The sequence below is a fragment of the Caballeronia sp. INML1 genome (assembly GCF_023631085.1).
Taxonomy (GTDB): domain Bacteria; phylum Pseudomonadota; class Gammaproteobacteria; order Burkholderiales; family Burkholderiaceae; genus Caballeronia; species Caballeronia turbans.
The window spans coordinates 18568-35979 of record NZ_JALQDT010000012.1 but is presented as its reverse complement, the minus strand read 5'-3'; the positions used below and the strand labels follow the sequence as shown (position 1 = coordinate 35979).

19 protein-coding genes, 1 tRNA gene and 1 pseudogene are annotated in these 17412 nt (G+C 62.5%); 9 read left to right on the top strand and 12 right to left on the bottom strand.

Translation table 11 applies throughout. The annotated features are described in order from the left end of the window. Window positions 1-168: 168 nt before the first annotated feature. Window positions 169-801, bottom strand: a complete 633-nt coding sequence (locus NCR38_RS05070; protein ID WP_061120112.1) for a LysE family translocator — start codon at window positions 799-801, stop codon at window positions 169-171. 66 nt (window positions 802-867) lie between these two features. Continuing rightward, entirely contained in the window at window positions 868-1965 is a 1098-nt protein-coding gene (locus NCR38_RS05065) for a porin (protein ID WP_061120158.1), read from the bottom strand. 289 nt (window positions 1966-2254) lie between these two features. Between NCR38_RS05065 and NCR38_RS05060 the strand changes: the two genes are divergently transcribed. Further along, window positions 2255-3004, top strand: coding sequence for an SDR family oxidoreductase (locus tag NCR38_RS05060; RefSeq protein ID WP_061120113.1), 750 nt, complete (start codon window positions 2255-2257; stop codon window positions 3002-3004). 59 nt (window positions 3005-3063) lie between these two features. Here the strand turns inward: NCR38_RS05060 and NCR38_RS05055 are convergent, their stop codons facing one another. Next, window positions 3064-3864, bottom strand: a complete 801-nt coding sequence (locus NCR38_RS05055; protein ID WP_250476523.1) for a ribonuclease HI family protein — start codon at window positions 3862-3864, stop codon at window positions 3064-3066. Between NCR38_RS05055 and NCR38_RS05050 the strand changes: the two genes are divergently transcribed. Continuing rightward, complete coding sequence (locus tag NCR38_RS05050; protein ID WP_061120115.1) at window positions 3856-4362, top strand: PRC-barrel domain-containing protein; 507 nt, start codon at window positions 3856-3858, stop codon at window positions 4360-4362. The genes NCR38_RS05055 and NCR38_RS05050 overlap by 9 nt on opposite strands. A gap of 52 nt (window positions 4363-4414) precedes the next feature. On the opposite strand, the gene NCR38_RS05045 is transcribed toward NCR38_RS05050, so the two are convergent. Further along, window positions 4415-4657 carry a hypothetical protein gene (locus tag NCR38_RS05045; RefSeq protein WP_061120116.1) on the bottom strand — a complete coding sequence of 81 codons (243 nt, stop codon included), beginning with the start codon at window positions 4655-4657 and terminating at the stop codon, window positions 4415-4417. A gap of 85 nt (window positions 4658-4742) precedes the next feature. On the opposite strand from NCR38_RS05045, the gene NCR38_RS05040 reads away from it, so the two are divergent. After that, window positions 4743-4967, top strand: a complete 225-nt coding sequence (locus NCR38_RS05040; protein WP_061120117.1) for a hypothetical protein — start codon at window positions 4743-4745, stop codon at window positions 4965-4967. 63 nt (window positions 4968-5030) lie between these two features. Here NCR38_RS05040 and NCR38_RS05035 read toward each other — a convergent pair whose 3' ends face one another. From NCR38_RS05035 to NCR38_RS05025, 3 genes are all read right to left on the bottom strand, one after another. Beyond that, window positions 5031-5768: a DUF2968 domain-containing protein gene (locus NCR38_RS05035; protein WP_250476522.1), complete on the bottom strand. Its 738-nt coding sequence runs from the start codon at window positions 5766-5768 to the stop codon at window positions 5031-5033. A gap of 664 nt (window positions 5769-6432) precedes the next feature. Further along, a complete protein-coding gene (locus NCR38_RS05030) occupies window positions 6433-7452 on the bottom strand; it encodes an IS110 family transposase (protein ID WP_250476521.1) in 1020 nt (339 codons plus the stop codon). Between the two features lie 79 nt (window positions 7453-7531). After that, window positions 7532-7987: a hypothetical protein gene (locus NCR38_RS05025; protein ID WP_250476520.1), complete on the bottom strand. Its 456-nt coding sequence runs from the start codon at window positions 7985-7987 to the stop codon at window positions 7532-7534. A 310-nt stretch (window positions 7988-8297) separates the two neighbouring features. Here NCR38_RS05025 and NCR38_RS05020 point away from each other — a divergent pair, with 310 nt between their 5' ends. Both NCR38_RS05020 and NCR38_RS05015 read left to right on the top strand, forming a co-directional pair. Then, window positions 8298-8573: a hypothetical protein gene (locus NCR38_RS05020; RefSeq protein WP_061120159.1), complete on the top strand. Its 276-nt coding sequence runs from the start codon at window positions 8298-8300 to the stop codon at window positions 8571-8573. Window positions 8574-8728: 155 nt separating this feature from the next. Continuing rightward, the gene (locus NCR38_RS05015) at window positions 8729-9220 is read left to right on the top strand and encodes a hypothetical protein (RefSeq protein ID WP_061120120.1); all 492 of its coding nucleotides are present in this window, start codon (window positions 8729-8731) and stop codon (window positions 9218-9220) included. An 11-nt stretch (window positions 9221-9231) separates the two neighbouring features. Here the strand turns inward: NCR38_RS05015 and NCR38_RS05010 are convergent. Next, window positions 9232-9606 (bottom strand): annotated as a pseudogene (locus NCR38_RS05010) (inorganic phosphate transporter); the annotation flags it as partial. Window positions 9607-9726: 120 nt separating this feature from the next. Here NCR38_RS05010 and NCR38_RS05005 point away from each other — a divergent pair. The 3 genes from NCR38_RS05005 (at window position 9727) to NCR38_RS04995 (ending at window position 11096) form a co-directional block, all read left to right on the top strand. Beyond that, window positions 9727-10203, top strand: coding sequence for a hypothetical protein (locus NCR38_RS05005; RefSeq protein WP_250476519.1), 477 nt, complete (start codon window positions 9727-9729; stop codon window positions 10201-10203). Between the two features lie 120 nt (window positions 10204-10323). Beyond that, window positions 10324-10701, top strand: coding sequence for a hypothetical protein (locus tag NCR38_RS05000; RefSeq protein ID WP_250476518.1), 378 nt, complete (start codon window positions 10324-10326; stop codon window positions 10699-10701). 98 nt (window positions 10702-10799) lie between these two features. Beyond that, complete coding sequence (locus tag NCR38_RS04995) at window positions 10800-11096, top strand: hypothetical protein (RefSeq protein WP_061120124.1); 297 nt, start codon at window positions 10800-10802, stop codon at window positions 11094-11096. Between the two features lie 494 nt (window positions 11097-11590). Here the strand turns inward: NCR38_RS04995 and NCR38_RS04990 are convergent. The 4 genes from NCR38_RS04990 to acs all read right to left on the bottom strand — a co-directional run bounded on the left by NCR38_RS04990 (window position 11591) and on the right by acs (window position 16128). Next, a tRNA-Ser gene (locus NCR38_RS04990) sits at window positions 11591-11680 on the bottom strand. 43 nt (window positions 11681-11723) lie between these two features. Beyond that, window positions 11724-13748, bottom strand: a complete 2025-nt coding sequence (locus tag NCR38_RS04985; protein ID WP_061120125.1) for a sodium:solute symporter family protein — start codon at window positions 13746-13748, stop codon at window positions 11724-11726. Further along, window positions 13745-14068: a DUF4212 domain-containing protein gene (locus tag NCR38_RS04980; protein ID WP_061120126.1), complete on the bottom strand. Its 324-nt coding sequence runs from the start codon at window positions 14066-14068 to the stop codon at window positions 13745-13747. Before NCR38_RS04980 ends, NCR38_RS04985 begins: the two co-directional genes overlap by 4 nt. A gap of 77 nt (window positions 14069-14145) precedes the next feature. Further along, a complete protein-coding gene (acs, locus tag NCR38_RS04975; protein WP_061120127.1) occupies window positions 14146-16128 on the bottom strand; it encodes an acetate--CoA ligase in 1983 nt (660 codons plus the stop codon). Between the two features lie 331 nt (window positions 16129-16459). Here acs and NCR38_RS04970 point away from each other — a divergent pair, with 331 nt between their 5' ends. Further along, window positions 16460-17386: a DMT family transporter gene (locus NCR38_RS04970; protein ID WP_061120160.1), complete on the top strand. Its 927-nt coding sequence runs from the start codon at window positions 16460-16462 to the stop codon at window positions 17384-17386. Window positions 17387-17412 lie beyond the last annotated feature (26 nt).

The window sequence follows — 17412 nt, the reverse complement described above, 5'->3', positions numbered from 1 at the left end:
TCGCTGGGTTCAGCGAAAAGCAAGCGTATTGCGATTCACGAGCGACGCATTTTGTTGTTATTTGTGATTCGGGTCACTCGCGGATAGCGCTAAGGACTTATTACGTCGTCATTCTCCATGAGTCAACGTAATAATCGGCGCGATTAATGCGATTTCGATACACGGGAATCAAGTCGCAGGGCGGCGTACGAATGCGAGCATGACACCGAAACAGATCATGAGCGCCCCGCTTACGCGATTGAACCAGACGAAGCTACGCGCGCCGCGCGAAAGCGAACCCAGGCGCGCACCCAGGGCGGCGTAAATGACGATCGCCACCAGTTCGAGCAGAAGGAACGTCGCGCCGAGGATCGCGAAGCTCGTCGCGTACGCGCTGCGATCGACGAACTGCGGGAAGAATGCGGTGAACACGAGTATCGCTTTCGGATTTCCGGCAGCGACCCAGAACTCCTGCTTGGTGAGCCGCGCGAGACTCACAGGGCCGCGCGCCACACCCTCTTCCTTGACGACGAGCGACGGCCCCGACCGCATCAGCTTCACGCCGATCCAGACGAGATAGGCCGCACCGGCCAGCTTGATCGCGGTGAAAAGCGTCTGCGACGCCAGCAGCAGCGCGCCGAGCCCCAGTCCCGCGATGGCGATCATGATCGCGAACGCGACGATCCGTCCCGACGACGCCAGCACCGAAGCGCGCACGCCATCGCGCGCGCCGTTCGACAGCGACAGAACGTTGTTCGGCCCGAACGCCATGTTGATAGCGAAGCATGCGGGCAGGAAGATCGAAAAGGTCTGGAGCGACATGGGGCACCTGCTGACCAGCGGAAAACAGACGGCTAAGTTATCACGCGCACGACGCCCTCAAAAGTCTCAGAAACGATGACGGATGCCCGTGCTCAGCATCAGTTGATTGCGGCCGCTCGACGGATCGTTGGTGTTGATGATCGCCGGCGCGCCCGACGACGCGCGCTGATAGATCGACTCGAGATACACGTCCGTGCGCTTGGACAGCAGATAGTCGACCTGCAACGCCCCCTCGTGCCAGTGCGCTCCGCCGCCGCTGGTGTAGACGTACATTCCCGACAACTGGATGGCCGGCGTCAGCTTGTAGATGCCATTGATCTCGTAGTTGTTGAGCGCGAGCGACGGCATCGCGTCGCCGGTGTCCGCATCGGTCACGCCGGAGTTGATCGCGCGGGAAAACGCGCCGCTCAGCGTGAATTCGCCCAACTCGTAGCTCATGCCAATGCCGAACGTGTTCTGCCGCTGTACGTTCGCGTTGAAGACCGTGTTGCCGGAGCCGGGCAGCGTAAGCGAATCGTATGCGCCGATCGTCGTGTTGCCGCGCCCGTTGTTGTGCAAGTAGGCCGCGCCCGCATTGAACGATCCGATCGAGTAGTTCGCCCCGACACTGTACGCGCGGTTGTCCGAGAACGCGCCCGCCTCGTTGGAGAACGCGTAGAGGCCACCGAAGCTGAAGCCGCCGTAATTCGCGCTGGTGTACTTGACGGAGTTCGAGGCAAGGAACGAGTTATTCGCGTTGTCGTTATCGAGCACGTGGGCGAACGCGGTGCCGCCCGTGTTGCCGGTGAGCGTGAAGGTCTGGAAATAATCGTGAATCGAATCGTACTGGCTGCCGAAGGTGACCGTTCCGAGCGTATCCGTGCCGATGCCGACATACATCGGATGGTCGTTGAGACCTTCGCCCGTCGCGACCGACAAGCCGCGCTCGAGCCGAAAGATTGCGCGCGCGCCGCCGCCCAGGTCCTCGGAACCTTGCAGTCCCCAGTAGCTGCCGTCGATGGTGCCGCTCGTCAGACGATACTGCGAGTGGCCGCCCACGTTGCTGGTATAAGCGACGCCGGCGTCGAGTTCGCCGTAGAGCTGCACCGAGCTCTGTGCCCAGACCGCCGCCGGCGAGCCGATGAGCATCGCGCATACCGCGACCGAAAACGCGAGCGAGCGCATGTCGGGCGCGGCGGCATGGCGGCCCCCGGCGATCGACGACGCAGTTCGGGACGCTTTGGGGCGGTTCGGCATGAAAGTCTCCAGCGGTTTTCGTTTCAAGTGGATTGTCAATTTTGCGACAGGGTTTGTCAGTCAGAAAAAAGTCCCGTCCCGCCGCTGTGTCCTGGAACCAACGTTCGACCGTTCTCGACGCGTTTTCATGTTGCCGGATCGTCGCGATTGGGCGTAGACGGCACGTGCAGGCGCATGCCGCTAGAATCGGACGACTTCAGCCAACCTCATCACGCCCATGCCCATGTCCAGTCAGATTCGCGCCATCCTCACCGGCCACACCCGCGGACTCGGCGCCGCGCTCGCGGAAGCTTTGCTCGCGCAAGGCGCCGACGTGCTTGCGATTTCCCGAAAGCGCAACGACGAACTCGCCGCGCGCCATCCCGGCCGGCTTCACGAAATCGAACTGGATCTGGCCGATCTGCCGAAACTCACCGAATGGCTGTCGGGTGAAACTTTGTCGGGCTTCGTCTCCGGAGCGGCGCGCGTGCTGCTCGTCAACAACGCGGGGATGCTCGCGCCGGTCGGCAGTCTCGCGGATCAAGAGCCGGCCGCCGTCGCGCGCGCGGTCAGCGTGAATGTGGCCGCCCCGCTGATGCTTGCCGCGGCCGTGGTCCAGGCGAGCGCGCAGGCCACGGATACGCGCATCGTCCATGTTTCCAGCGGCGCGGCACGCAACGCCTATCCCGGCTGGAGCATCTACTGCGCGACTAAGGCGGCGCTCGATCATCACGCGCGCGCGGTCGCACTCGACGGCAATCGCGCGCTGCGCATCTGCAGCGTCGCGCCGGGCGTCGTGGACACCGACATGCAAGCCGAAATCCGCGGCACGGGCCTCGACCGCTTTCCGATGCGCGAACGCTTCGACGCACTCAAGCGCGATGGCCAGCTCGCGACGCCCGAGGAGTCCGCGCGCAAGGTCGCCGACTATCTATTGAGCGATGCATTCGGCGATACGCCGACAGCGGATGTCCGCGATCTGAACTGACTTAAGCGATTATTGAATTTCGCAGCTTATGACTTTCTTATGGCGGACTTGAACCGCCATCAGGCCGCTTCGACCGCCGCGCGCGACGAACCGAGCGCCCCGCGCGATAGCGCGTCGGCGCGCACGTTGCGGGCGCGCGGTATCCACTGCAGCCGCACATCGCCGATCCGCGCGACAAGCTCGCGGACGCGCCCCGCATGGTGCGCAAGCGACCGAATGCCCGCGCCGTCCGGCGCGCTTGCGTCGTCGATCACGACACGGCTGTCGCCGTAGATCACCGCATCCGTGGCGCCTGCGCGCGCTGCCGCCTCCAGCACGGCGATCAGCGCGAGATATTCCGCCGCGCTGCTGTCGCCCGTGCCGGCGGCGACGCTGATCTCAATGGTTTCTCCCCGCGGCCCGACGAGCACGCCGCCGATCCCGAGCCGACCCGGGTTCGGCAGCGCAGAGCCGTCGAACCAGCCGCGCCATCCGTCGGCGTCGACCTCGGCATTACGCCGCTTCGCCTGGCCCGCGCGCTCGGCCCGAAGGCTTTCGCGCGAACGCAGCGCATCCGCGTGTCGGGTTTGCGCGGCGCGGCGCGCATCGATCAGATTGCGCAAGGACTGTCCGTCCGCCGCTTTCTCCAGTGTCCTGACGAGCGCCGCGTGCTCGGATATTCCCGCGCCCCTGGCGAGCCGCCGGCTCTGCATGCGCTCCTTCTTGTACGCGACGGCGAGCAGTTCCTCGAAAGCAATCATGGGCAGCGGCAGGATTGAACGAACCCGGAGCTTAGCAGACACGCGCGACGCGTCATGGGTACGGCCGTTGCTGATCGGAATGCGTCTACACAACCGGTCAAGGAGCGGATCATGATTCAATCGACCGAGCCGTCTTCGGCAGGCGCGAAGATCGTTGGCAAGGGCGCAGCGACAGCCGCGGGCCCCGGACCCGACGTCATGGCGGCGAGCACGCTCGACGGCAATTCAGTGATGAGCAGCGACGGCCACGACGTCGGCTCGCTCAAGGAAATCATGCTCGATGTGACGAGCGGACGCGTGGCGTATGCGGTGCTGTCGAGCGGCGGATTTCTCGGCATCGGCGACAAGCTGCTGGCCGTGCCCTGGAGCGCGCTCACGCTCGATACCGATAACCGCTGCTTCCGGATCGACGCAACAGCCGAACAGGTGCGCAACTCGCCGGGCTTCGACAAGGATTCGTGGCCGTCGATGGCCGACCGCGTCTGGGCGAGCACCGTGCATCAGCACTACGGACGCGAGCCGTACTGGTCGAACGACCGCGTGAGCGACGTCGGCCCGAGCGGCGCAATTCCGCCAGGCGGCGTGGATGCGCCGGAAGCGGGCGGCGTGAAGCTATAAACGCGGATCGCCGCGCAATGGCGGCAGGAAGGTGCAAAGGGCGTGCGCGCGTTCAATCGCGCGGACGCTCTCCGACTTGAATGTCGATGTTTTCGGTCTCGTCCATCAGCGCGCGCAGGACGTCGCCCGCGAAGTCCTCGATGGCGAAGTGCCATTCGAGCGAGCCGACCGGGAAGTCGTTGGGACTGCACTTGCCCTGCGCACGTCGAATCGCACCCACCGAGAGGCTCAGCGCGCGTGCGTGCTGAAAGTGTGGGTCGTCCGAGTCGAGGAACGGGAATTGATCTTTATCCATGACACCCTTAACGGTCCCGGCCGATGAAACTTTAGGCCAGCCTTGAACGCGCAATCGTTTGCGCACGTTTCGGCTTGAAGACGCCATGCAACCCTATCGAAATCTAGCCGGCAATTCGGGCGTCGAAGCATTCGACATCCTGCGCGACGGCATCAAGGTGCGCTTCGTCAGCGGCGGGACATACTTGTATGACTATCGCGTGCCCGGTCGCACGCGCGTCGAGGAAATGAAGCAACTCGCCCGCGCCGGACGCGGGCTCAGCACATACATTGCGAAGTTCGTTGCGGAGTATGCCGAAAGAATCGACTAGCTGCACGAAGGGGCGATTCTACGCGAGATCGGAACGTTTTCTTCGGATGAATCTGACGGAATGTCACCGTATGGGCGGCAGATGCGGCACGCTCTCGTTGATGGTCGCATCGAGTTGATGACGTTGGCGCTGTAGTTTGTTTAGTTGCGTCTGCGCGGCGACGCGTCGCCCTTCCAGTTGCGCGAGCGCCTTGCGCACTTCCTGCTGCTTGAGCGCGACTTCCTGATCCTGCTCGCCGCCTCGATGCAGATCGACACGCACGCGTTCGATCTGTGCCTCGGACTCCGCAATGAGACGCGAGAACTGCTCGTTCTGGGCCTCGAGATGCGCGCGCCGCATTTCGGCGTCGGCAAGACGCATTGCCTGTTCGACGAAATGCCGGAACGCCGGCTCCGCCGCGTCGATGTCGCCGGCCTTGAGCACCCGCCAGACGGCGCCCTCGTGATACAGCACGGCGTAATAAATCAGCTCGCGCGGATAAAACATCAGACTCGCGGAATATCCAAAGCTCTGAAATGTGCGAAACGTCGAAAGCGAGCCTTGCTGAACGAGCCATTCGACCTCGGCGAGTTGCGCAGCTTGCAACGCCTGCTTGCCGGATTGCTGAAGCGGAACCGCGGCAGGCCGCAGCGGCGTCACGCGCGTCGAAGACGGGGCTAACGGGACCTCTTCGTTCTTGGGCACGTCTTCCGCGTGAATTTCAGGCGCGGGGAAGCGGATTGGATTGTGCGCTTTCTGGCGCACCAGAAACGATGGCGCATTGTCGAGCAAGCTCCCTCTTCTGCTCAGCAGACTTTTCACGATGGCTCCCTGGCAGATCCATTTTCAGGACCCGCCGTCATGCAGTGACCTTGGCGGAAAACAGGACCGCAACATGTGTTATTCGAGTTTCCTGAATGCAGAACGCGATTATTCTGCATGACGAACGACGGCCATTAGTTTTCGATCCAGTAAGCCGTCGAATGAAGTATAGGCAATACCCCCGCCGTTTCAAACGAAGTGCAATGAAACGCCGATGCGGTATGCGGGTCCGACAAGTAATACACCATAAAACCTAAAGCGACGAAATCAGAACGCGACGAATAATGGCCGAACTTCACGAGTGACGATAAGACGCCTGCGTGCCGCTCATTCTCAACTTTGCGATCTGGGCGGAGCGCGCTTTCGACATCAGCGCGACCATGCGCATGTATATGAACGCCTCCCTTTTGCGAAGCAGAAGTGCACGCTGACAGGTAGATGGACTGCTGCTGTATATCCGGCCTTGATGCAGTGCAAGACGCACACTGCGGGCCCCGATGAAATTCGCTTACTCGCGCCTCTTTGATCAAGCGAGCTTGAAGCTCGTATGCGCATTCAGGTTTGGCGAGTACCGGTCCGACCTATCTCGTCATCGCTTCGACTGCCGACGCAACCTTTGGACAAGCGGGCTTACACTAACGCCGTCTTCTCGACGAATTCTCGATTAGGCGGGTCTAGTACTGACGTGCCCCTGTTGGTAAGGGCAGTCATGGCTGAGAATCGCCCAAATTATTCGGGCAATCTTATTTGCTATCGCGACAACCACTACATTTGCCGGCCTGCGCTGTTTGATCTGCTCAAGCCACGGATTAGGTTGCTTGTAGCGGTACAGGACACTTCGCGCGCCATGTATCAGCAACGTGCGCAAGTACGTGTCGCCACGTCTGCTGATTCGCCCAAGAACCACCTTTCCGCCGGAACCAGTCTGCCGGGGCACCAAGCCAATCCAGGCGGCAAACTCACGTCCGGATTTGAAGGCACGCACGTCACCCATCGAGGCGACGGCTGCAGTCGCGGTCAACGTGCCGACGCCGGGTATTGCAGTAATCGCTTTGACGCCGTTATCGTTAATAGCGGCTTGTTGAAGTCGCCGTTCAATCGTAGACACTTGATCGTCGATTTTCGATAACGCGGCCCACTGTTCCCGCAGCGTATCAATGAGCGCGAGTGGAAGCCGTTCAGAAACGCGCGCCAATATCATGGGCATTGCCTTATCGAGTGCAAGGCGACCTCGTGCAGTGACCTCACCATACTCGGTCAAGAGTCCGCGCAGGCAGTTTATCTGCATAGTGCGGAACTTGATCAGCTGCTGGCGCAATCGGTGCAGCGCCAAGATTGCCTGCTGCGCCTCGGTTTTTACGGCTACCGGTTTGCTCGGCTGCTGCAACGCGAGCCATATCGCTTGAGCGTCTGCTGCGTCGTTCTTGTTACGGATGTTGAAGGCCTTTACGAATTCCGCTGGCATCAGCTTGACCTCGTGCCCTAGCGCCACCAGTTGTCGCGCCCAATGCTGCGAACCGCCGCATGCCTCCATGCCGATAAGGCATGGGGCCCGATTCGCAAAGTGTTCGAGAAACTTCGCACGCTTTATCGGCTTGTTGATGACCTCGCCCGTGGCAGCGTCAACAAAGTGTATTTGGAAGACACGCTTCGCGATATCGATCCCAACCGGCGTAAGGTTCATCTCGGTCTCTCCTGGAGTCAAATGGCACAGGTCGTAACGACTCGTCAAGCTTAGTGCGTTTGCATCGCATCCGCCGTTGCTAGGCCAATTCCCTGACGCGACCATGGCGGGAGGCGTTCATTTCATTGATCCTGATGCCCTGTATGCCGCACGCAATGCCCGGCGTATTGGCGACCCGGGATTCCAGCGTGCCCATCACGCCGTGCAGGTCGATGATCGGGGCGGGCGTGCCGGCTCTGCCAGTGGCCACGAAAGACTTCTGCACGGGCGCACGAGGCACCTGCGGCTCCGGTCGATTTTCCGTGAAGAAGTCGGAAAGAACAGCGGGCGTTTCGAAACGATGCGTTCCTTCGTCGCGATCCTGAAAAAATTTGTGAATCGATTCGAGATAGTGAATCGGCGCCTGCTCCGCGCGCCGGGCAATTGCCGCGCAGCGTTGCAGTTTCCAGTTTTCTCGCTGGCTGACCGACGCGATCAAATCCGCGATACGGATACGCAACTCCGCCTCGCGGCGCGTGATCAACGCGCCCACCATCTGCGCTTCTTCGCCCGACGGTTCGGGCAAACGATCGCGCCATTCCAGTAAATCGTTCAATGTGATCGACATGAAATACTCCGTGGCGTTCAGCCCTTTGAGTCGGATTCAGTGAGTTCGAGATTGTTTGGATCGCGAATTGTAATAGACCGCGCCCTTGATTGCCTGTTGAATATGCTATCCGTTTATCGGCCTTTATCGTCGTTTCAGACATAAATAAGGACAATCCTAATGCGACTTCAGCGCGGCACGTTCGATGCTAACAAGAATGCAAGCGGCGCGACTGGCGCCGACCTCAAAGGAGACGGATATGAGAACCCCCATGATGATCGCCGGCGCGCTTCTCGCGCTCGCCAGCACTGCGGCGCTTTCGCAGGAAATGTCACGCGATCAGTTGATGCAGCGCCAGCAGCAAATGCAGCCAGGCAAGAGCGAGCCGATGCCGAGTCCGCGCACGGGCGATGCGTCGCAAGGCGGCGTGCAGTCCGGCACATCGGGCAGCGGCACGCTCATGCAGCAACGCGAACAAGGCATGTCGCCGAATCAGTCGCAGGGGTCGCAATCGACCGGGACGATAAAGCAATAACCCGGCAGATGTTTTTGTCCACGACGCCGGCCGCGCGCCGGCGCTTTTGCGGGGACGCGGTCCACTGTCCGGGCGACCCGCGTTCCCCCGTGCGACCGGGAATGCGCGCCTAAAAACCGTATATACTGTTTTCTCCACACATGAGGAGAAAACGGATGAGTACACCGCAAGTCAAGGCACCGACCAGGAAGGCGTTCCCTTCCCCGAACCGCGCCGCTGACAAGACCGAGGCTCCCGGGAAAGTGGACAAAAACACAGGCAAGAAAACGCATACAAAGGCCGCCGCGACGCCGAAGACTACGAAGAAACCACCCGCGAAAGCGCCCGCCGCAAAGCCGGCCGCGAAGACCTCTTCGGTCGAAGCCGCCGCAGCGAAGAAGACCGTCGAGAGTCAGCCCAAGTCCGACGCAAAACCCAGACGCGTGAAAAAGGAAAAGGTCGTGCGCGACAGCTTCACGATGCCTAAATCGGACTACGCGAAGATCGCCACGCTCAAGGAGAAGTGCCAGAAGAACGGCGTGCGCGTGAAGAAGAGCGAACTTCTGCGCGCCGCGCTGGCTATGCTCGACGCCGCGCCCGAAAAGCGTCTCATCGAAGCGATCAAAGCGCTCGAAACGGTCAAGACCGGCCGCCCTGCGAACGCCTGAACTTCCAGGCCTCAGAAGAGATGTCGGAAGGCCCAGTAAAGGCCGGCCGCCAGCGCGATCGAGGCCGGGAGCCTCAACACCCACGCGAGCACGAGGCTGCGCACAGTGCTCCATTGCAGCCCCGACCCGTTGGCGGCCATCGTCCCCGCGACGCCCGAAGACAGCACGTGCGTCGTCGAGACCGGCAGGCCGCAGGCATCCGCCGCGCCAATCGTTAGCATCGCCACCATTTCAGCCGACGCGCCCTGCCCGTACGTCAAATGCTGCTTGCCGATCTTCTCGCCCACGGTTACGACGATGCGCTTCCAGCCGACCATCGTGCCGAGGCCGAGCGCGATCGCCACCGCGACCTTCACCCACGTGGGAATGAACTTCGTTGCGTGATCGAATGCAATTTCGTCGCCGCTTCTTTGATGCCGCGCAATGTTATGACGATGCCCGCGCTCGAGCACCGGCGCGAAAAGCTCGAGCAGGCAACGATGGCGCAACTGCTCGCGGCGCAGGCCGTGCTTGTGCGACTCCACGACGTGCCCGCGGGCGAGGCAGCGTTGCGGCGTGTCGCGCCGGCGCTGCAAGACAAGGACGCCGTCGACGAAGCGGTGCGCTGGCTCGACAAGACAGCCCGCGACGAATCGCGCGCGGCGCTCAGGCGCCTGCGCTCGCTGCCTCGTTCGGCCTCGCGCGCCGTCCTTTCGTCCATCTCCGCGCGGCGGCTGCGCCCCATCCATCCGGCGGCCGCCGTCATCGGGGTTTCGCGGCTGCCGATGCATCGGCATCCTGAGCGGATGGCTGTCGCGCAGGGCGACGCCTTCCGTCATCGATACCCGCAAAGGAGCTTCGCCATGTACTTCGGGACACTGGTCACGTCGGCGCGTGACGATCGAGAAAACGCGACCTGGCAGCGCGACATGGATGCGTCGCGCGTCGTCGCGCCGGGCCGCTGGCGCGCTTTCTGGCGTACGCTCGTGCGACGCTTTGCGTGAGCAATCGCATACGAAGGTAAAGGATCGTCGCGCGCAGGGGTAATAGGATTCGTCCGAGCGTTTTTTACCGCTGAAGCCGCTTAAATGCAGCCCTTCTGTTCTTTGCAAGAGACTCACAAGATGAAGGAACTGCAGATTTCCGTCGACGCAAACGGCTACGTCACGCTTTCGCAATCGGTGCAGATCAGCGAGCATTGCGCCAACCGCGCCCGGCTGCTCATGTCGCTCGTGAATATCGTTTCGGCGCCCGGCGGTTTCGAACAACTCTGCTCGTATCCCGAATCGATGCGCCGCGACATTCTGAATCTGATGCGTTCGGTCGCGGAGGAGCAGTTGCCGCTCATCGCCGCCCTCGAGGAACACGCGGCGAAATCGGATTATGAGCGAGGCGCCCAAGCCGCGCGCGAAGTTCTGATTCACGAGGCGCAGGCCGCGAACGCCGCCTTGCACTACGACGCCGAAAACCAGACCGCTCAGATGATCATGACCTCGCACTGAGCTTTTTTCACCTCGCTCGCGTGTCGCCAGGGACGCGAACGGGATCGATCCGATGCCCGTGCCCCGCACGGGCTTTTCCTCTACACCGGGCACACGGCATGCCGCGCCTGCACCGTTTCGCGATGCCGTACCGTCAAACCAACATCACAGCCATGCGAACACCCAGCATTATCCTGATACCGGTCGCCGTGGCGCTCTTTTCGAGCGCCGCACCCGCCAGCGCGCGATACACCGAGCACTGGGTATCCAGCGCGGAAGTCGTCCGCAACCCGCAAAAGTCTGTTGCACCGCAGAAAATCAAGCACACGGCGCACAAGGCACCCGTTCAGACCGCAGTGAACACACCGGACGACGATCCGATTGCGGCGTTCGCCCGGAAACCGGCGCGCCGCTGAGTCGTACCGCGGCTGAAAGGTTCGTCGCTCACATAACGCGACTAATCCGATTCCTTTCTTCCCCGCATCGACTATCCTTCTGAATGTCGTAAGAGGTGGGTTGCATGGGCCGCTGCGCCCTGCCATGTGCGAGAGTTCATCGAGCATTATTAGAGGCGCAGCCATACCGGCGCCCACTACTCTTACGACATCGATTTTCGGCCTTTCTCTCTTTCCCCCAGTCCTTGTCAATAGCGTGCCCGCCTTGCTATGACCGCGCGCGCCGTTCGTCTTGCGTAGTTATCCGAATTTTCGAATTATCAAGTGAGTCGTCGATAATGCGCGCTCGCAGATGCGGGGACGAGCCAAGAAAACGATGAAAGTGGGCGGGGTTGCAGGTGGGAACCAAGCGAACGCTGCTGTGCTGATGGGTCGCGTCTGTGTTCGCGTCTGGCTTATGCACATCGAAATCAATGCGCGTAAAAAAGCCCTTGATGATCAAGGGCTTAAGATTCTGGCGGAGAGAGGGGGATTCGAACCCCCGATAGGTTTTACCCTATACACGCTTTCCAGGCGTGCGACTTAAACCACTCATCCATCTCTCCGGAAGACCGCGATTATACCAACTTCCCGCGCGTGCGCCAGCCCCTATGGATGACGAATGTAATCGACGAGCGCGCGCGTGTACGCATCGGGCTTGCGGTCCAGAAGACTGACCGCGATCGCCACCGCGAACCCCGCCGGCACGCCGAATACGCCCGAACTGATCGGCTCGATGCCGAACCAGCGTGGCCCCGCGAAACCCGTCAGCTGCACGAAGAACGGATACGTCGACACGATGTAGTACACGCACACGACGAGCCCCGCAATCATCCCCGCGACGACGCCGCGCTGCGTCGTCCGCTTCCAGAACACGCCGAGCACGAGCGCCGGAAAGAGACTCGACGCCGCAAGAGAAAACGCCGCGCCCACGAGAAACAAAATGTTGCCCTCATTGAGCGACGCCACATACGAAGCCAGCAAAGCCACGCCCAGCAGCAGAATCTTGGAGATCGTCACGCGCCGCTGGCTGGTTGCGTGGCGATCGACCATGCAGTAGTAAACGTCGTGCGACAGCGCGTTGGCGATCGTGAGCAGCAGGCCGTCCGCCGTCGAGAGCGCGGCCGCCAGCGCGCCCGCCGCGATCAGGCCGGAGATCACATACGGCAATCCGGCAATCTCGGGCGCCGCGAGCACCACCATGTCCGGCTGCATCTGGATGCCGGCCCAGCGCACGATGCCGTCGCCGTTCACATCGCTGATACGGATCAGATACGGCTCCACGCGCCGCCACTGCGTGACCCACTGCGGCAGATCCGCGAAGCGATGACCGACCAGTCCCGTCAATATCTCGTGCTTGATCAGCACGGCGAGCACCGGCACCGTCAAATAAAAGAGCGCGACGAAGAACAGTGTCCAGCCGACCGAACGCCGCGCAGACGAGACCGACGTCGTCGTGTTATAGCGCGTCAGGATGTGGGGCAGGCTCGCCGTGCCGATCGACAGGCACAAGAGCAACGACAGGAAGTTCACCTGATGCACGCGCGGACTTTCGTCGACGGAAGAGCCGGGCGCGAACGCCTCGGTCATCGGCACGGGCGCGGCGAGGCGATCGATCAGCGCGTCGCGTTCGCGCGACCATTTGGCTTGCGCATCGGCGGGATCGCGCGGAAACGCCGCGAGCTCGCGCTCACGCTCGTTGATCTCGCGCAGCGGGCTGTTGTGCCGCCGCAATTCGGCAATCTCGGCAACGAGCCGCGCATGCTCGTCGTGGAACGACCGCGGCAACGCGTCGATGCGCTGCTGAATCCGCGCGGCCTGACGCTGATAATCGGCACGCACGCGCGCTTCCTCGGGTGAGACGGCGACGGCCCGCTCGAGCGCTTCGACGCGCTCCATCACGCGCCCATAGTTGAATTGCGGAAACCAGCCCAGCCCTTCGCGATGGGCGATCATCGACACCGGAATCAGCATCGCGCTGATGAGGATGATGTATTGCGCGACCTGCGTCCATGTCACCGCGCGCATCCCGCCCAGAAACGAGCACACGAGAATGCCCGCGAGGCCGCAGAAGATGCCGATCGAAAACTCGATGCCGATGAAGCGCGACGCGATCAATCCGATGCCCTGGATCTGCGCGACCAGGTACACGAACGAACAGAGAATCGCCGCGACCGCCGCGAGCGCGCGCACGAGATTGCTGGAGAAGCGCGTGCCGAGAAAATCGGGGATCGTGTAGCGCGCGAGCTTGCGCACGTAGGGCGCGAGCAGGAACGCGACGAGGCAGTAGCCGCCCGTCCAGCCCATCACATAGGCGAGGCCATCGTAGCCGCTCGCGTAGATCGAGCCCGCCAGACCGATGAACGACGCGGCCGAGAGCCAGTCCGCGGCGGTCGCCATGCCATTGAACGCGGACGGCACGCGCCGCCCGGCCACATAGTATTCGACGAGATCGGACGTGCGCGACAGGAGTCCGATCACCGCATACACCGCGATCGGCACGAACAGGAACACGTAGCCGATCCACATGCCCGGCCCCGTCGTGCGCTCGATGCGCTCCATCAGGAAGATGAAAAGCAAAAAGCCGAGCGTATAGAGCGCGTAGGAAAGGATGAGCCGGTTCGTGAGCTTCATGCCGCGTCGCCCTGTTCCGATCGGGCGGCGCGCAGCAAACGCGCATCGGCGACTTGCATCAGCACGATATAGACGAGGATCAGCGCGACATAGACGAGAATCGCGCCCTGCGCGCCGAAGTAGAACGGCAGCGGAAAGCCCGCAACGCGCGCGTGCTGGAAACGCTGCGCGAAAAGCGGCACGCCGAAGGAGACGACGAAGCCGATCGTCATCAGCACGGCAATCAGCGCGACGTTGAAACGCCAGTAGCGTCGATGCGCGCGCGCCATCGCCGCCGATACGGGCGGCGGTGCGGCGGGCGTCGGGGAGAAATCGGACATGCGGCTTTTTAACAAAACCGCATGGCATCGGCAATAAGGATCGACCGCGCCCGCATCGGGCAGCGGCCGTCGCGAGATCAGCGCGCTTCGCCGAGCTGATCGAGGATGGCGGGGTTTTCCAGCGTCGACACGTCCTGCGTGATTTCCTCGCCCTTCGCGAGCGAGCGCAAGAGGCGACGCATGATCTTGCCCGAGCGCGTCTTCGGCAGGTTCTCGCCGAAGCGGATGTCCTTCGGCTTCGCAATCGGGCCGATTTCCTTGCCGACCCAGTTGCGCAACTCGGTCGCGATCTGCTTCGCTTCGTCGCCCTCCGGACGCGTGCGCTTCAGCACGACGAACGCGACCACGGCTTCACCCGTCGTATCGTCCGGCCGGCCGACGACCGCCGCTTCCGCGACCATCGGATTGGCGACCAGCGCCGACTCGATTTCCATCGTGCCGAGACGGTGACCGGAGACGTTCAGCACGTCGTCGATACGGCCCATGATCGTGAAGTAGCCGGTCTGCTTGTCGCGCACCGCGCCGTCGCCGGCGAGATACAGCTTCCCGCCGAGTTCCTCGGGGAAGTAGCTCGTCTGATAGCGCTTCGGATCGCCCCAGACGTTGCGCAGCATGGACGGCCAGGGGCGCTTCACGACCAGAATGCCGCCCTGCCCGTTCGGCACGTCCTGGCCGGTCTCATCGACGATCGCCGCCATGATGCCCGGCAACGGCAGCGTGCACGATCCCGGCACGAGCGGCGTCGCGCCCGGCAGCGGCGTGATCATGTGGCCGCCGGTTTCGGTCTGCCACCATGTATCGACGATCGGGCATTGCCCCTTGCCGACGTTCTCGTGATACCACATCCACGCTTCCGGATTGATCGGCTCGCCCACGGTGCCGAGAATGCGCAGCGTCGACAGGTCGAAACTCTTCGGATGCACCTTCTCGTCCGCTTCCGACGCCTTGATGAGCGAGCGGATGGCCGTGGGCGCCGTGTAGAAGATCGTGACCTTGTGGCGCGCGATCATCTCCCAGAAACGGCCCGCGTGCGGATATGTCGGCACGCCTTCGAACATCACCTGCGTCGCGCCGATCGCGAGCGGTCCATAGGCGATGTAGCTGTGCCCGGTAATCCAGCCGATATCCGCCGTGCACCAGAAGACATCGCCCGGTTTCACGTCGAAGGTCCACTTCATCGTCTGCGCGGCCCACAGCAGGATGCCCGCCGTGCTGTGCTGCACGCCCTTGGGCTTGCCCGTCGAACCCGACGTATAGAGGATGAAGAGCGGATGCTCCGCGCTCACCCACTCCGGCTCGCACTTCGCCGGTTCGTTCTCGACGAGCTCGTGCAGCCACACGTCGCGGCCTTCGGTCCATGCGACCTTGCCGCCCGTGCGGCGATACACGATGACGTCCTTCACTTTCTCGCAGCCGCCCGCGGCGAGCGCTTCGTCGGCGATGCTCTTCAACGGCAGGGCCTTGCCGCCGCGCATCTGCTCGTCGGCGGTGATGAGCGCGACCGCCCCGACATCGACGAGACGTTCGTTGAGGGACTTCGACGAGAAGCCGCCGAACACGACCGAATGCGTGGCTCCAATGCGCACACACGCCTGCATCGCGACCACGCCTTCCACCGACATCGGCAGATAGATCACCACGCGGTCGCCTTTCTTGACGCCGCGCTTCTTGAGCGCATTGGCGAGGCGGCAGACGCGCTCGAGCAGCTCCGCATAGGTGACGTTGGTGACGGTGCCGTCGTCGGCTTCGAAAATGATCGCGTTCTCGTTGCCACGCCCCGCTTCGACGTGACGGTCGAGACAGTTGTACGACGCATTGAGCTCGCCGTCCTCGAACCACGTGTAGAACGGCGCCTTCGATTCGTCCAGCACCTTCGTGAAGGGCTTGTGCCAGGCGAGCGTCTCGCGCGCGACGCGCGCCCAGAAGCCTTCGTAATCACGCTCCGCTTCCGCTACAAGCGCCTTGTAGGCGTCCATGCCGGAGATTGCGGCGCCCGCAGTTGCCTTGGCTGACGGCGGGAACACACGTTTTTCCTGAAGAACCGATTCGATCGCAGACATCGACAACCTCTCCTGATGGTGTTTCCAAAATCCGGCGGCGCGCACATCGCTGAATGGGTTGCGTGCGCCGCATGTTTATGAGGTTCGAACGCGGGATGCGCGGCGTTCCCGTGTCCGACCTTGTCTCCTTGAACCGTGCCGGGGCGGCACGAACAGCATGTCAGGTCACATTCGCGCGCCCATGACATCCTGCATTGATTTCAAGATAAGCCGTTGAACTTACCCGCTTCTTACGTGGCCGATCCAACGGGCACGGGGTATACACGGAGTCCGCGGGGCTTCTACAATGCGTCCCCACAATCGTAACTGAACTATGCGCGCGGTATCCAGCTTGAATCGCTACGCCCTCTTACTCATCGGCGCCATGCTGCTCGTCGGAAGCAACGTCGGCATCGGCAAGTCGATCGTCGCTTTCGTTCCCGTGCCGCTCTTCGCCCTGCTGCGCTTCGTGATTGCGCTGGCGGTGCTCTGGCCGCTCCTGCGCTGGTCGAAGATGAAGCGCGTCGCGCGCGGCGAGTGGATCAATCTTTTCCTGCAGGCGTTGTTCGGCACGTTCGGATTCACGTTGCTGATGCTCAACGGCGTCGCGCGCACGAGCGCGGTCGCGGCGGGCGTCATCACGAGCACGATCCCGGCCGTGGTCGCGCTCTTCGCGTGGATCTTCCTGAAAGAGAAGCCGGGCGGCCGCGCGCTCGCGTCGATCGGGCTGGCTATCGCGGGCGTGCTCGTCATCAACGTCGCTCAGGCCGGCGACACGGGCGCGAGCTCGTTGCCCGGCAATCTGATGGTGCTCGGCGCGGTGTGCTGCGAATCGCTTTACGTGATCCTGTCGCGCCGTCTCACGCAGACGCTGCCCGCCATCGACATCTGCGCGTACACGCACGCCATCGGTCTGCTGCTGATGCTGCCCGTCGTCGGATCGGGCGCGACCTCGCTCGCGCACTTCGACTGGGCCAGCGTCGCCTGGGACACGTGGGCGCTCGTCTTATGGTATGGACTCTCCGCCAGTGTCTTCTCCTTCTGGCTGTGGATGAAAGGCATACGTCACGTCGACGGCAGTCTCGCCGGCGTGTTCTGTGCCGTTCTGCCCGTCGCGGCGGCGCTCTACGGCATCGCTTTCCTCGACGAGCGGCCGACGCTCGCGCACGGCGTCGCGCTCGCGTGTGTCGTGACGGGCATCGCGCTCGCGAGCCTCAAACCGCGCTCCGCCGGCTCCGTGCCGCGGGAAACGGTCCTTCAGGAACGGCTCAACCGTTAAGCGAATTCTGAAAGCTTTCGGCAGGC

What these genes read in the sequence shown, in the direction of transcription:
- NCR38_RS05070 (WP_061120112.1), bottom strand. Translation starts at nt 801, where the DNA reads ATGTCGCTCCAGACCTTTTCGATCTTCCTGCCCGCATGCTTCGCTATC.
- NCR38_RS05065 (WP_061120158.1), bottom strand. Translation starts at nt 1,965, where the DNA reads ATGCGCTCGCTCGCGTTTTCGGTCGCGGTATGCGCGATGCTCATCGGC.
- NCR38_RS05060 (WP_061120113.1), top strand. Translation starts at nt 2,255, where the DNA reads ATGCCCATGTCCAGTCAGATTCGCGCCATCCTCACCGGCCACACCCGC.
- NCR38_RS05050 (WP_061120115.1), top strand. Translation starts at nt 3,856, where the DNA reads ATGATTCAATCGACCGAGCCGTCTTCGGCAGGCGCGAAGATCGTTGGC.
- NCR38_RS05045 (WP_061120116.1), bottom strand. Translation starts at nt 4,657, where the DNA reads ATGGATAAAGATCAATTCCCGTTCCTCGACTCGGACGACCCACACTTT.
- NCR38_RS05040 (WP_061120117.1), top strand. Translation starts at nt 4,743, where the DNA reads ATGCAACCCTATCGAAATCTAGCCGGCAATTCGGGCGTCGAAGCATTC.
- NCR38_RS05030 (WP_250476521.1), bottom strand. Translation starts at nt 7,452, where the DNA reads ATGAACCTTACGCCGGTTGGGATCGATATCGCGAAGCGTGTCTTCCAA.
- NCR38_RS05025 (WP_250476520.1), bottom strand. Translation starts at nt 7,987, where the DNA reads ATGGTGGGCGCGTTGATCACGCGCCGCGAGGCGGAGTTGCGTATCCGT.
- NCR38_RS05020 (WP_061120159.1), top strand. Translation starts at nt 8,298, where the DNA reads ATGAGAACCCCCATGATGATCGCCGGCGCGCTTCTCGCGCTCGCCAGC.
- NCR38_RS05015 (WP_061120120.1), top strand. Translation starts at nt 8,729, where the DNA reads ATGAGTACACCGCAAGTCAAGGCACCGACCAGGAAGGCGTTCCCTTCC.
- NCR38_RS05000 (WP_250476518.1), top strand. Translation starts at nt 10,324, where the DNA reads ATGAAGGAACTGCAGATTTCCGTCGACGCAAACGGCTACGTCACGCTT.
- NCR38_RS04995 (WP_061120124.1), top strand. Translation starts at nt 10,800, where the DNA reads ATGCCGCGCCTGCACCGTTTCGCGATGCCGTACCGTCAAACCAACATC.
- NCR38_RS04985 (WP_061120125.1), bottom strand. Translation starts at nt 13,748, where the DNA reads ATGAAGCTCACGAACCGGCTCATCCTTTCCTACGCGCTCTATACGCTC.
- NCR38_RS04980 (WP_061120126.1), bottom strand. Translation starts at nt 14,068, where the DNA reads ATGTCCGATTTCTCCCCGACGCCCGCCGCACCGCCGCCCGTATCGGCG.
- acs (WP_061120127.1), bottom strand. Translation starts at nt 16,128, where the DNA reads ATGTCTGCGATCGAATCGGTTCTTCAGGAAAAACGTGTGTTCCCGCCG.